Source organism: Parasediminibacterium paludis (genome assembly GCF_042651445.1).
In the GTDB taxonomy this organism is placed as follows: Bacteria; Bacteroidota; Bacteroidia; order Chitinophagales; family Chitinophagaceae; genus Parasediminibacterium; species Parasediminibacterium paludis.
The window spans coordinates 190,734-205,296 of sequence record NZ_JBHSDC010000022.1 but is presented as its reverse complement, the minus strand read 5'-3'; the positions used below and the strand labels follow the sequence as shown (position 1 = coordinate 205,296).

At 36.1% G+C, this 14,563-nt stretch carries 10 protein-coding genes; 4 read left to right on the top strand and 6 right to left on the bottom strand.

Annotated elements, in window-relative coordinates:
- Nucleotides 1–8: 8 nt before the first annotated feature.
- From ACFOW1_RS11220 to ccoS, 3 genes are all read right to left on the bottom strand, one after another.
- The gene (locus tag ACFOW1_RS11220; RefSeq protein WP_379014332.1) at nt 9–170 is read right to left on the bottom strand and encodes a CcoQ/FixQ family Cbb3-type cytochrome c oxidase assembly chaperone; all 162 of its coding nucleotides are present in this window, start codon (nt 168–170) and stop codon (nt 9–11) included.
- A gap of 88 nt (nt 171–258) precedes the next feature.
- Nucleotides 259–2,385 carry a cytochrome-c oxidase, cbb3-type subunit I gene (ccoN, locus tag ACFOW1_RS11215; protein WP_379014330.1) on the bottom strand — a complete coding sequence of 709 codons (2,127 nt, stop codon included), beginning with the start codon at nt 2,383–2,385 and terminating at the stop codon, nt 259–261.
- 16 nt (nt 2,386–2,401) lie between these two features.
- Nucleotides 2,402–2,554 carry a cbb3-type cytochrome oxidase assembly protein CcoS gene (ccoS, locus tag ACFOW1_RS11210; protein WP_379014329.1) on the bottom strand — a complete coding sequence of 51 codons (153 nt, stop codon included), beginning with the start codon at nt 2,552–2,554 and terminating at the stop codon, nt 2,402–2,404.
- Nucleotides 2,555–3,580: 1,026 nt separating this feature from the next.
- Here ccoS and ACFOW1_RS11205 point away from each other — a divergent pair.
- A complete protein-coding gene (locus ACFOW1_RS11205; protein WP_379014327.1) occupies nt 3,581–4,030 on the top strand; it encodes a hypothetical protein in 450 nt (149 codons plus the stop codon).
- Between the two features lie 960 nt (nt 4,031–4,990).
- Here the strand turns inward: ACFOW1_RS11205 and bioA are convergent.
- From bioA to queG, 3 genes are all read right to left on the bottom strand, one after another.
- Nucleotides 4,991–6,322 carry an adenosylmethionine--8-amino-7-oxononanoate transaminase gene (bioA, locus tag ACFOW1_RS11200; RefSeq protein ID WP_379014326.1) on the bottom strand — a complete coding sequence of 444 codons (1,332 nt, stop codon included), beginning with the start codon at nt 6,320–6,322 and terminating at the stop codon, nt 4,991–4,993.
- Between the two features lie 98 nt (nt 6,323–6,420).
- Entirely contained in the window at nt 6,421–6,930 is a 510-nt protein-coding gene (locus ACFOW1_RS11195; RefSeq protein ID WP_379014325.1) for a YdeI/OmpD-associated family protein, read from the bottom strand.
- 69 nt (nt 6,931–6,999) lie between these two features.
- The gene (queG, locus tag ACFOW1_RS11190; RefSeq protein ID WP_379014324.1) at nt 7,000–7,932 is read right to left on the bottom strand and encodes a tRNA epoxyqueuosine(34) reductase QueG; all 933 of its coding nucleotides are present in this window, start codon (nt 7,930–7,932) and stop codon (nt 7,000–7,002) included.
- 58 nt (nt 7,933–7,990) lie between these two features.
- Between queG and ACFOW1_RS11185 the strand changes: the two genes are divergently transcribed.
- From ACFOW1_RS11185 to ACFOW1_RS11175, 3 genes are all read left to right on the top strand, one after another.
- A complete protein-coding gene (locus ACFOW1_RS11185; protein WP_379014322.1) occupies nt 7,991–10,027 on the top strand; it encodes a DUF3858 domain-containing protein in 2,037 nt (678 codons plus the stop codon).
- Between the two features lie 84 nt (nt 10,028–10,111).
- Nucleotides 10,112–12,145 (top strand): DUF3857 domain-containing protein, encoded by a 2,034-nt coding sequence (locus ACFOW1_RS11180; RefSeq protein ID WP_379014321.1) that lies wholly within the window; start codon nt 10,112–10,114, stop codon nt 12,143–12,145.
- Nucleotides 12,146–12,157: 12 nt separating this feature from the next.
- Nucleotides 12,158–14,068: a DUF3857 domain-containing protein gene (locus tag ACFOW1_RS11175; RefSeq protein ID WP_379014319.1), complete on the top strand. Its 1,911-nt coding sequence runs from the start codon at nt 12,158–12,160 to the stop codon at nt 14,066–14,068.
- The last annotated feature ends 495 nt before the right edge of the window (nt 14,069–14,563 follow it).

The following is a 14,563-nucleotide window of genomic DNA, read 5'->3' as shown; positions in this document are numbered from 1 at the left end:
TAAAAAGTTTAGTTATCTAAAGGCAGGTTTTCGATGTGGTTTATTTCGGCTTGGTTTTGTTTAAAAACCAATATTGTTACCACAGTAAAAAAGAATACAAACAGCAGTAGCGATATCATAGGATACACCCCTACACCTGCTATTTTTTCTAAATATTGAGAGAACTTCATTGATGTGCGTTTTTGTTTGGTTTAACTACTTTTATCGATGCTGCTAGGTGGGCTTTTACACCCACCACCTACAGCAGGGATTATGAACCTATTTTGAATAATTGGTAGTATCGGTTTTAATGTCTTTACCCAAGCGTTGTAAATAAGCAATCAATGCGATGATTTCTTTGTTACTGCTTACCTGAATTTTATCTTTCTTCAAATTGTCTGCTATGCCTTGCGCTTGTTGCGCTAAGTCTTTATTGGCTTGGCTTTCGTAACCCTCGGCATAAGGCACACCCAATTTGCGCATGGCGTGAATTTTAGAATTGGTAGATGCCACATCAATATTTTGATCGTACAACCAACCATAAGTAGGCATAATAGAACCGGGCGACATAGACGTAGGCTCTAGCATGTGGTTAAAATGCCAGCTATCTGGATATTTACCACCAATACGTGCTAAATCTGGCCCTGTACGCTTGCTACCCCATTGAAATGGATGGTCATATACCGATTCGCCTGCTTTAGAATAATCACCATAACGGGCTACTTCGTATCTAAACGGTCTAATCATTTGTGAGTGACAGTTGTAGCAACCTTCACGGATGTATATGTCTCTACCTTGCAACTCTAATGGCGTGTATGGCTTTACACTAGCAATGGTTGGAATATTAGATTTTACCAAAAAAGTAGGAATCATTTCTACCAAACCGCCAATAGCTACTACTATTAAACTTAAGGTTAGCAACATCATTGGCTTGCGTTCTATTACCGAATGCCAGAAAGAATTGGCAGGTGCTTTATACGCTTTTTCAAGGGCAGGAGCTTCAGCATATTCTACGGCTTCAAAGCTGCCTGCTTTCGCAGTTTTAATTAAATTATACACCATTAAAAACACACCTAGCAAATAGATAGTACCACCAATAGCACGTAGTATATAAAACGGTACCACTGTTTGTACAATATCTATAAACTGGTACTGCAACTGACCCGAAGGTGTAAAGGCCTTCATCATAAAATAGCTTCTAAAAGCCGCCCAATACATCGGTATGGCGTAAAGAATAATACCTAAGGTACCAATCCAAAAGTGTGTGGCAGCCAGTTTTATAGAGTGCAACTTGGTATTGAACATTTTGGGGATTAACCAGTACAACATACCGAAGGTTAAAAAGCCATTCCAGCCCAATGCGCCAATATGTACGTGTGCAATGGTCCAATCGCTATAGTGCGAAATGGCATTCACATTTTTTAAAGACAACATCGGCCCTTCAAACGTAGCCATCCCATAGCACGTTACCGCTACTACAAAAAACTTCAAGACGGGGTTTTCACGCACTTTATCCCAAGCGCCACGAAGCGTAAATAAACCATTAATCATACCGCCCCAGCTAGGTAGTAATAGCATAATAGAAAAAGCTGTACCAAGTGATTGCGCCCATTCTGGCAAAGCGGTATACAACAAATGGTGTGGCCCAGCCCAGATATATAGGAAAATTAAACTCCAAAAATGCACAATACTTAAGCGATAAGAATAGATTGGTCTGCCAGCGGCTTTAGGTAAAAAATAATACATTAAGCCCAAATAAGGCGTGGTTAAAAAGAAAGCCACCGCATTATGACCATACCACCATTGCACCAATGCATCTTGCACCCCGCCATACCATGAATAACTTTTCCAGAAGCTGACAGGAATTTCGACAGAGTTCACAATATGCAACATGGCTACCGTAACCCATGACCCAATAAAAAACCAAATAGCTACGTATAAGTGACGCTCACGACGGGTAAGAATGGTACCAAACATATTTACCCCAAACACCACCCAAACAAGTGTAATGGCAATATCATTCGGCCATTCTAGTTCTGCATATTCTTTACCCGCCGTTAAACCAAGTGGTAAGGTAATAGCCGCAGCAACAATAATTAATTGCCAGCCCCAAAAGTGAATTTTACTAAGTGTATGGTTCCACATGGGTGTTTTTAGCAACCTTGGCAAAGCATAATATACTGCCGTAAAAATACCATTGCCCACAAAAGCGAAAATAACGGCATTGGTATGCAAGGGGCGTATTCTACCAAACGTAGTGTATTGCAAACCAAAATTTAAAACCGGAAAAGCCAACTGAAAAGCGATGATAACCCCTACTAACATGCCCACTGCGCCCCAAACCACGGTAGCGATAGCAAAATTTCTAGGCATTCTGTTGTCGTAAGCAAATCTTTGTAATTCCATATATACGTGTGATTGATTAGTTGAGGGTTTTGGTTTCGTCGAATAATATTCTGTGCGGTGGCGAGTAGCTATCATCGTACTGACCCGTTTTAGCGCTCCATAAAAAAGCGATTAAAAAGCCAATAGAGATAACAAGGCTGCACAAGGCGATGACAATGAATATTCCCATGGTTATTATTTGAATAGCAAAAGTGCCTAGATAGCAATGCCCTGCCTATGCGATGAGTCATAGAAAAACATGATTCTTGTCATAAATAGTTAGCAGGCAGTAGTGAGGCATCAGTGGTGAGATGTGAAAAGTAAGACGTGAAACTTCTCGTTATTGTCAAGAACCTATTTAAAATCGCAGTGCAAAGGAGCAAAGAAGTGGGTATTAAATTTTCCTTAGAGAGCGCAAAAAACAGCAAAAAATACTGCTAAAGCCATCACCCCACCGCTAGCTATACCTAAAAAAAGTTGCTATTACCAAATGTGTAGAAGCTTTGGCGAGCGCATAGACGTAAATTTTTATCGTGTAGACGCTCTAGCGAGTGCATAGACACAAATTTTAACCGTGTAGACACTCTAGCGAGTGTGTAGACGCAAATTTTGATTGTGTAGACGCTTTGGCGAGCATGTAGATGCAAATTTTGATTGTGTAGACGCTTTAGCGAGCGTGTAGACGATAAAAATAGCGTTGTTGAAATGCATACTGTTAGCGATTTAGGAGTAATTGGTAGCTTTAGTTTTTTGAGTTCGTGAGGCACTAATAATTTAATATATTTACCTTGACAAAAAACTTTTAAACTGTATGTAAATATGTGGTAATTCGCAATTTGTCTATTCTTTTTTCGACACCTTCATTTTAAAAAAGCTCTTTATTTTAAGGGTAATTATTACTCGATGCGAATTGAAAAGAAGAGAAGGGTTGACAGCTTTTATCCATACGAATAATGCAAATCATAGCGCAAGTCTGTAGCTTAGCAAAGTGTACAGCCGACTTGTGCTAGCTTGTCACCTAGTTATATTTTTTGGGTCTATTTAAAACTAAGTGAGGGGCAATCAAAGGTCGAAGGCTTGCGTTATTGGGATAAAATCACAACCCAGCAGCAAGCCTGGAAAGTTGGCTAGAATGTAAGACGCTAACTTCCAAAATCAAAATAGACAATAGGCTACCTAATCCTTTATTTAATCAGTAAATTGAAGCATTAAATTAATGAAAGACCGAAAAATTATCATTTTTAGTACGCTAGCAGGTATCATTTTTATCATTATTACAATAGCATATTGTGTTTCTCAAACGAGTGCTGTTTATCCACCGATGAAAGAGTATAAATTTTTATTTACGAAAGACGAACTTGGAGATCGAATCATCAATATAGATAGAGACGATAATAATTTAAGTTTTAAAATAACTGATACGACTGGAACCTCAATAGACGATGTTAAATATTATGCAAACCTACATTTAACAAGCGGTACAACTTTATATGAGTTTCACTTATTCTACAAAGAATTAGACAAAACATCCTCTATCATAGGTATTACTGGTGCTTTCGACAATACTCATAAACTTGGTGGTTATATAAAAAACAGTGAAACCATTAAAAACCTTATCGATATTTTTGAAAATAAATTTATTAACAAAATTGACAAAAGTCAATAACGAATTCAAACACACTTCAGCAACCATTAAGTTTGGCATTATTGGGGCTTGCTTGTTGTGGAAAAGATAAATAAAATTTGATACGCTAGTAGGCTGCCATATGTAGGTTATTCATGTAAGGTTTTTGCTTATTCACCCTGCGCTACGCAAATTATAGTTGCGTAGCCTCATCGAGCGCAAGCTTGCAGCATAGCAAAGTGTATATCCCGACTTGTACTAGAATGTCATTAGGTTATCTGTTTAGGGTTTATTTAAAACAAAGTAAAAGGTAATCACAAGCCAAAGGCTTGCGCTATTGGCATTGAAGAGGAGAAAAAAGTGGTCTTTCATTAGATTTGGCGAAACACAAAGAGAGTATCATGAAAGTGAAGTTTAACTATCTGACATATTTATTAATTTTCGCGGTCTTTATTTTATTTCTAACTGCATTGTGCCTGATACCCAAATTCGCTTTAATCATTTTTGACAATAATAAAAATAAAGCTGCTATTATAGGATTAACATCTGCTTGTTTGGGAATAATCTACGGGGTAATTGTATTGACTGACCTATTATTAACATACAGGTATAAAATCTCTGTAACGAAAAACGGTCTGCGTATATCAGACATGCTTTTTTTTAGACACAGAACTATCGAATTTAACCAGATAAAGGCGGTAAAAGAAGACGAATATGTTTACAATATTTCTCTTAAAGCCATAGTCATTACCTTAACTACAGGAGAAAAGTATAAAATACTTAATTTTTTTATCTTGAACTATCGTTCGGCAAAAACTATACTTCAAAGGATAAAGCAATCTAGCAAATAATAACATTTACTAACAATTGATTTCCCATACCATTACCTCAAGTCTGTAACATAGTAAAGTACATAACCGACCTGTGCTAGCTGTCACTTGGTCATCTGTTTTGGGTTTATTTACAAATAAGTAACTGTCAATTACAGGCTTAAGGCTTGTACTAGTGAGCAATTTCTACAACAATATTCTCCACCACATCATACACTTTCTGCAATTCATCGGCGCTAATGCAATAAGGCGGCATAATGTAAACCGTATTACCAAGCGGCCTAATGTACACCCCTTGCGCCATAGCTTTTTGCGTAACAATGGTAGCAATATTGTTAAGGTATTCATCTTTACCGTTGGCGATTTCAAAGGCTAGAATAGTACCTAGCACACGTATATTTTTGATAGTGCGTTGTACGTCATGCGTAGTGAGTTTGGCAGCGAATAGTTGGTTTTGTTCTGTAATCCATTCTACAGTTTGTAGGCAATTGTTTTGAGCCAATAACTCCAAACTCGCCAATGCCGTTGTGCAAGCCAAGGGGTTGGCCGTAAACGAATGCCCATGAAAAAAGGTTTTCAGTTTATCATCGTTTACAAAAGCTTGGTAAATAGCATCGGTACAGGCTGTAACGCCAAGCGCCATCGTGCCGCCTGTGAGGCCTTTGCTTAAGCAAATAATGTCTGGCTTGTGGGTAAGGTATTCGCTGGCAAATAATTTTCCAGTACGACCAAAACCCGTCATTACTTCATCTGCAATGCAGATAATACATTGTTGCTTTACAGCAGCCAATAGTCTATCCATCAGCGCAGCATCGTACATTTTAATACCGCCTGCACCTTGCACCAAAGGCTCATAAATAAAGGCGGCTATTGCGGTATTATGTTGGTTTACGGTGGCAATCAGTGTATCGATATTATCAGCCGTAGGTGTATCGATAAATACCACTTCAAACAATTTATCGTGAAAAGCCAACGTAAACACGCTCCTATCGCTCACACTCATGGCACCAAAAGTATCGCCGTGGTAAGCATTGTTAAAAGCGAGAATTTTAGTTCGATTACTAGTTGCTGGTTGCTGGTTGGTTTTTACTATCGACTGTTGACCGTCATCTATCGACCGACCGTTCCACCAAAACTGTAAGGCCATTTTTAAAGCCACTTCTGTAGACGTGCTGCCATTATCGCTATAAAATATTTTAGCAAATTGGTTAGGCAATAAAGGCAATAATTGTTCTGCCAAAGCCACCGCAGGTTCGTGAGTAAAACCAGCAAAAATTACTTGCTCAAGCTGTAAAGCTTGCTGGTATAGCTTTTCAGCAATATATGGATGCGCATGGCCATGCAGGGTTACCCACCAACTACTAATGGCGTCAATATAGGTACTGCCATTTTCATCAAATAACAGTGTGCCTTTACCTTTTACAATGGGCACAGGCGCTTGCCTATTTTTTTGTTGTGTAAAAGGATGCCATATTACTTGATAATCTCGTTCTTGTAAAGTCATAATGTAAAAAATGTGATCCCGATAGCAATCGGGAGTGAAAAAGTGAAAAGTGAAACGTGAATGGTGAGTTGTGACATATGCTTACTACTAACTACTGCCTACTCACTACTTACCTTATTCGCTCTAATCATTTCAGGATAGCCCATTTGTTTAGCTAGTGCCATAACTGCCATGGTAATTCTTTTGGTGGTTGTTTCCATCGTTTTAGCCGATTCAATCCATTTGCTAAAATAGTTTTGATGCCCTTTGGGCAATGTATTAAAATAAGTCAAAGCTTTGGGTTCATCGTTTAAGCAAGCCATAAAATCTTCGTTTAATTGATAGCCTTTTTCGTCAAACGCTAATTGCACCTGTACCGTATCACCTTTACGCTTTTTAATCGCTTGGCGCATGGTAGCATTGACTGCAATAATAAAGTTGCCCTCACCTATTGGCACCAACGCCACGCCTTCAAAAGCATAGCTGTCTAGCTTACCTTTTACCCTAAAGCTCTTTTTGGTATTGGGTTGTAAGAGGTGTGCTTGCTCTTTAGATACTTCAAGGTAAGTCCAGCCAGTTTTCTCACCTTGTTCACCAAATTTTTTTAGTATCGCCGAAAATGAAAGCATTGCTGCTGATTTACTATTTTTTGATTACACGAATTGTAACTCCTCCAACCATGTTCTTTATCCTATGCCTTATGACCCTTTAATAAATTGCAAATTACGCTGTATACCTTGGTATTTACTACGCTTAATAGGCGAGTTTTTAAAGATGGTTTTAAAGCTTTCTTCGGTAAGCATTTCCCAGTCATTCAAACTAAAATTGAGCACTTCGTTAATAGGTGTAAAATCTACTTCTTGATGCGGTTTACTAAAGCGGTTCCAAGGGCATACATCTTGGCAAGTATCGCAGCCAAACAACCAATTGTCAAACTTGCCCTTCAGAGTATCGGGTATTAATTGCTCTTTCAACTCTATGGTAAAATAGCTAATGCATTTACTGCCATCCACAACTTTGTTTGGCAAAATGGCTGTCGTGGGGCAAGCATCTATGCAGCGGGTACAAGAGCCGCAAAAGTCTTTCGCATAGGCATCATCGTACTGCAACTCAATATCTATAATCAGCGTAGCAATAAAGAAAAAAGAGCCCTGCTGTTTATTAATTAAGTTCCCATTTTTACCTATCCAGCCAAGGCCACTTTGTAATGCCCAGCTTCTTTCAAGCACGGGTGCGCTATCTATAAAGCCTCGCCCATTTACTTCACCAATATGTGTATGTATTTGCGATAGCAACGCCTTTAATTGCTTTCTAATCACATCATGATAATCTTTACCGTAAGCATATTTAGACACTTTTGCAGCTGTTTCACTTGGCTGCTGCGAAGGATAATAATTTTTAAGCAAGGTAATCACACTCTTAGCGCCAGGCACTAGCTTGGTTGGGTCTACCCGCATATCAAAATGATTAGCCATATAGGCCATACTGCCATTCATGTTTTGAGACAACCATTGCTCCAATCGCCTAGCATCTGCATCTAACAGCTTCGCTTTGGCAATTCCACAAAAATCGAAGCCCAATTGGGTGGCTGTATTTTTAATAAACTGCGTATGTTGTTGTTTGTTTAACAATTTTTTTTATTTGTATCAATCTAATATATTTGGTATAATATTAATTCTGAATGACCATATGAAAACACAGGTTTCGCTACTGTTTACAGTTATCTTATTGACCTTATCGTTTCAAATATTTGCGCAAAGTAATGCAATGTACCAGCTTGAAAAAGTAAAACTAGCTGATTTTAACCCCCAATCGCCTGTAGTAGATTCTAATTCAAACGCAGTAATTCTTGCAGAAATTGGTAGTAGCGAATTTGTAAGTAACGCAACCACTTGGTATACTTTGGTATACAAATACACAAAAAGGGTTTTAATTAAAAATAGAAAAGCGTTTGATGAAGCAACTGTCAAAATTCCTATATATATTGGGGATAATAGATCTAATATCGAAAAAATGGAAGATTTTGAAGCCACTACTTATAATGTAAAAAATAACGATACAATTGAGGAAACTAAGCTAGATAAAAATGAAATATTTAAAGTAGAATCTAGTAAAAGTAGAATCTTGAAAAAGTTTACTTTCCCTAATTTAAAAGAAGGTAGCATCATTGAGTATAAATTCACTATCAAATCAGCTCTTTTTATTTTAATAAGACCATGGAGATTTCAGAGTGCCTATCCTACTTTAATCAACCAATACCATGTAATTATTCCACCAATGTTTAATTACTATACTTTACGTCAAGGCTATTTGCCATATTCTTTAGATAGTAGTAAAGCTTTATTCAATGCGTATAGCACTTTAATATCAAACACCGCCAATCGAGACAGCTATAATTATTCCATCGCCGGTAATGCAAGGTTTACACTTTGGAGTTTGAAAGATGTACCTGCTTTTAAAAGCGAATCATTTACTGCAAACCTGAGTACACTTTTACCACAAATCTATTTCCAATTAAACTCTATCAATTATTCTGATAGTAAATCACCATATGCAGTTTTAAGAACTTGGAAAAGCATGAGTAAATATATTCAAGAAGATGAAGATTATTATTCTGCATTGAAAGAGAAAAAAAATTGGCTAGATAATGATTGTAAAATTATTTCTGTTGGTGCTAATAAATTTGAAAAAGCCAAATCAATTTATAATTATGTACGTGACCATTATAAATGTATTGATTATGATGCTTCTGTTTGGCTTTCTGAACCAATAAAGAAAATTTTCCAAGCGAAGTCTGGTAGTGTAACAGATATCAACTTGATGCTAATGGCCATGCTTACACATGAAGGTTTTGACGTACATCCAGTTATACTGAGTACAAAAGACAATGGCTATGTAACAGAACAAGCCCCTGTTTTACAGCAATATAATTATGTAATTGCAAGAGTAAAAATTGATACAAGTTATGTCTTATTAGATGCGTCTGTACCCAAACTTGGTTTTGGCAAACTAACTGGCAACTGTTACAACCGTTCGGCAAGGGTATTAGATGATAGCGCAACATTAATTTCAATGGTGAATGATGATATCTTAGAAACGAAATCTACGGTCGTTTTTATAAGCAACGATGAAAAAGGTGGTAGTATTTCTGGTTCTTATAATTCTACTTTGGGCGATGCAGAATCATTTCAATTGAGAGACACATATAAAGAGAAAGTAGTAGAAGATTACACTAAAGACTTGGTAAAAACCTATCCATCAGAAATTGAAGTGAGTAATTTACAAATAGACTCATTGAAAATATGTGAAGCACCAATAACACTGCATTACGATATAAAAATCAATACCAATGATGCAGATCTATTATACTTAAACCCAATGTTTGCTAATGGGATGCTAACCAATCCATTTACAGCAGCGGACAGGTTTTTTCCAATTGAAATGCCACACAAAATTAATGAGGTATATACCTTAAACCTTGAAGTACCAAAAGGCTATGTCATTGATGAAATACCAAAATCAACAAGAATAAAATTGGATAGTACCAACAGTGGCATATTTGAATATATAACAGTGCTAAGCGACAACACTATTCAATTACGCAGTAAACTGCAATTAAATAAAGCCATGTTTGCTGCAGAAGACTACCAAAATCTCAGAAACTTTTTCGCTTTGGTCGTGAAAAAACACGCTGAACAAATTGTATTTAAAAAAATAAAACAATAAAAAATCCCCAATTTGAATAAATATTTTTTGCTGTATCTTAAGTTATCTTATATATTTGGTAATACAACTATCCAAAACTGATACATGACAACTAAATTCGTCTTACTGCTCGCTATTAGTGGCTTACTCATTAGTAATTATTCTTACAGTCAAGTAAAACCCATATCCAAATTAGAAAAAATTACCTTAGGAGATTTTAAACCCAAATCGCCAGTGGTTGACTCTAATGCCAATGCAGTAGTACTTGCTGATATTGGTAGCACCGAGTTTGAAGGCAATAACAATGGCGATTTTACGCTAGTTTTTAAGTGCGTTAAACGTACTTTACTAGTAAATAAAAATGCCTTTGATGAAGCGACCGTTAAAGTACCTATTTATGTAGGCAATACCGCAACAGAAGAAGAAAAATTTGAAGATTTTGAAGCTACTACTTACAATGTAGAAAATGGGGCAATTGTAGAAACCAAGTTAGATAAAAATGCGGTATTTAAAGAGAAATACAATCGTACCAGAACTATTAGAAAATTCACGTTTCCCAATATAAAGGAAGGTAGTATAGTTGAGTATAAATACACCATCAAATCGCCATTTTCCTTTTTTAGGGGGCATATCAGATCTTGGTATTTTCAAGGTAAATATCCAGTATTATGGAGTCAATATCATGTGCTGATTCCACATATTTTCACCTATTATCCTGTGCAACAAGGCTTTTTGAAGTATACGATTGACAGCCTTAAAGGCATTTTCAAAAATTACAATATTATTGATCCAGGTGGTGCAAATGAATCATCCACAATCATATCAGTAAGTGGGATGGCTATCTATAAAGTTTGGGCAATTAAAGATGCACCAGCCTTTAAAAGGGAAAACTATACTTCTTCATTAGAAAATTATTTCTCCAAAATTGATTTTCAATTACACTCTATAAAACTGAGTGAAAATTCACCTACACAACAAATATTAAAAAGCTGGGTAGAAACAATAGGAAAAGTACTTGAGGATGGTGACTACAAATCGGTACTAGAAGATAAAAATAGCTGGCTAGACGAGGATTTAAAAAGGGTTACAAAAGAGGGCACTGACTTTGAGAAAGCCAAAAAAATATTTGCATTTGTAAGAGATAATTTTAACTGTACCGACCACGATGCCTCTATTTGGCTATCAGACCCGTTGAAAAAAGTTTATTTTAGCAAAAAAGGAACTGTCACTGATATTAATTTGGTGCTCACTGCTATGCTCAACCATGCAGGTTTTGATGTACATCCAGTCATGCTTAGTACTAGAGAGAATGGAAGAGTCACGGAAAGCACAGCGCTCTTGAACCAATACAATTACGTTATTGCCCGTTTAAAAATCGATTCAACTTATTACTTGCTAGATGCATCTTATTCTAAATTAGGATTTGGCAAATTACCCGAAGAATGTTATAACACGTCAGCTCGGGTTATAGATAAGTTTCCTCTTTTACTATCTATGAATACGGATGACTTAACAGAAGAAAAACTGACAACCGTATTTATTGTAAATGAAGATAATGGTGAAACGAATGGCTCTATTGCATCTAATCTTGGTTATTACGAATCGATGCATTTACGTGAAAATCTTAATACCAAAAAAACCAGTGAATTTTTTAAAGAATTTGCCAAAATATATCCATCTGAAATCACCGTGCAGAACTTGGTGCTTGATTCTTTACCTGATGTAGATGAGCCGCTAAAAATGTCTTACGATATTAAACTCAACTTTAACGATGAAGATATTATCTATTTTAATCCATTATTAAGCGAAGCCATTAAGCAAAATCCTTTTAGTTCTGCAGAAAGATTGTATCCTGTAGAAATGCCCTACAAAGACAATAATGTATTTAGCCTAAATATGGAAATACCTAAAGGCTATAAGGTAGATGAACTACCAAAATCTACAAGGGTAAAACTAAATGACAATGAAGGTATGTTTGAATACATTATTTCTAATGATGGTAATCGTATTCAGTTGCGTAGTAAAATAGTACTTGAAAAAGCCAATTTTACGCCTGAAGACTACGAAACATTGAGAAATTTCTACGGTTTTATTGTAAAAAAACACGCCGAACAAATTGTATTTAAGAAAATAAAATAACCATAATTAGGCATGAAATATTTGTTGTTGATAAGCTTATTAGTAGCGGGTATTACTACTAGGGCGCAAGAATATAATGTAGCATTAATACCAGATTCAATTAAAACCGATGCCGATGCTGTACTAAGAAATGAATACCTAGAAGTTTATATTAAATCGCTTGAAAAAACCATTGTAAAGCATAAATATGCTATCACCATATTTAACGAAAATGGTGCTGAGTATGCAAAGTATCAAAAATCGTATGATACAAAATCGCCACTTTATGATATTTCAGGCACGCTTTACGATGCTGCAGGCAAAAAACTAAAAACAGTCAAACGAAAAGACATTGTAGATGTGTCGCTTCAAGACGGTATGAGCTTAATGCTGGATGATAGAATTAAAGCACATAATTTTTATTATAATATATACCCATACACCATTGAATATGAAGATGAACAAGACATAAAAGGCACTTATACTTTACCATCTTGGTATCCTGTAAATGGCGAAAAATATGGTGTACTGCAAAGTAAATACAAAGTTATTTACCCAGCAGATTATCACCTACGTTACAAAGAATACAACTACAATGGCAAGCCAACTATTACAACCGATAAAGATATTACGATTACTTGGGAGCTTAATAATTACAAGCCTTTGATTACTGAGTTTGCACAACCATCTTTACGTGAAATACTACCGCAAGTGCGTATTGCACCTACAGATTTTGTGTACCAAGGCGTTAAAGGGAGCTTTGCAACTTGGCAAGACTATGGCAAATTTCAGTTAATGCTCAATAAGGATAGAGATGTATTGCCAGACAATATCAAACAACAAGTACATAGTCTTACAGATAAACTAACTACTATTGAAGAAAAAACAAAAGTACTGTACGATTTCTTACAAAAAAATACGCGCTATATCAGTATTCAACTTGGTATTGGGGGCTTTCAGCCGTTTGAAGCCAAGTATGTAGCAGAAAAAAAATATGGTGATTGTAAAGCATTGTCCAACTACATGGTTGCCTTGTTAAAAGAAGCTGGTGTGAGTGCTAATTATGTGATTGCCTACGGAGGCAGTGGTAAAGGCAGTGATAGAGTAGACGCAAGTTTTCCCGCTGAATACTTTAACCATGTCATAGCTTGTGTACCTAATGGTAAAGACACCATTTGGCTTGAATGCACCAACCAAGATGTAAGTGCGGGTTATATGGGCGAATTTACTGGCAACAGAAAAGTATATGTGGTGGATGAAAAAAGCGGCGGTGGCTATATTACCAAAACACCTACCTACAAGTATACCGATAATTTACAACTACGCACTGTTACCGCCACTATCGATAAAGAGGGTAATTTACAAGCTGAGGTAAAAACTCATTTTACAGGTTTAGCGCAAGAATTACAGCATGGTTTACTACATGAAGCCACGCCAGAAGAACGGACGAAATATCTTAATGAAGTAATAAGTTTACCAACTTATAAAATAGAAAAAAACGATTACAAAGAAACCAAGGGCTACATACCAGCAATGGATGAAATTCTTATTATCAATTCGCCAAATTATGCATCAACCTCTAGCAAGCGCTTATTTGTTACACCTAATATGTTTAATAAAAGTACTGCACGCCTACCTACCGATAAACCGCGCAAATACGATCTAGAGCTTAGCTATCCGTTTAGAGATATTGATTCAGTAAATATTACCATACCTGATGGCTATACCGTAGAAGCTTTACCGCAAAATATGAATCTGACCAATAAATTTGGAAACTATAAAGTAAGTTATACCGTTAATGCCAATACCATACAACTTATTCGCTTAAAAGAAAGGATTAACAGTCGTTTTCCTGCTAGCGATTACGAAGAATTAGCTAAGTTTTATGAAACCATGTACAAAGCTGATAGAGCTAAAATTGTTTTTGTAAAAAAGGAAGGGTAATCGTATTTAAGTAAGTTTTGCAGGTTTAAAAAAAAATAAGGTCTACAAAATCCACTAATTGATACAAGAGAATAGCTAAAAACCTTGAATACTTAAGCATTCAAGGTTTTTATACTTTGGATGCTTTTTTTGATACATCAAACTCAATTTTTGCCAAATAACTGTTATCGCATCGAAAAATATCAGTCACTTTTTTAGCTGGCCATCATCAAATATTAATATTAAAACCCTTTATTGATAGGTATTGTAGCGATTGAAACGTTTTTGGAAATCATAAAACAAAAGAAAATGGGTTACCATCAAAACCTCAATAAGCATAACTTCACATTGTGAAAGTTAAACCAGTAGCATTCATCAAGAAATTAAATCTATCTCTTTTTCATATGGCAAGCAATCGTTAGAGGTCGTTCCGTTTCCACGGAAGGACCCTTTTTATTTTAGCTATTTTCTGCAAATTCAATCTCAATCTGCCATATTTAAAATTTCATTTTTGTT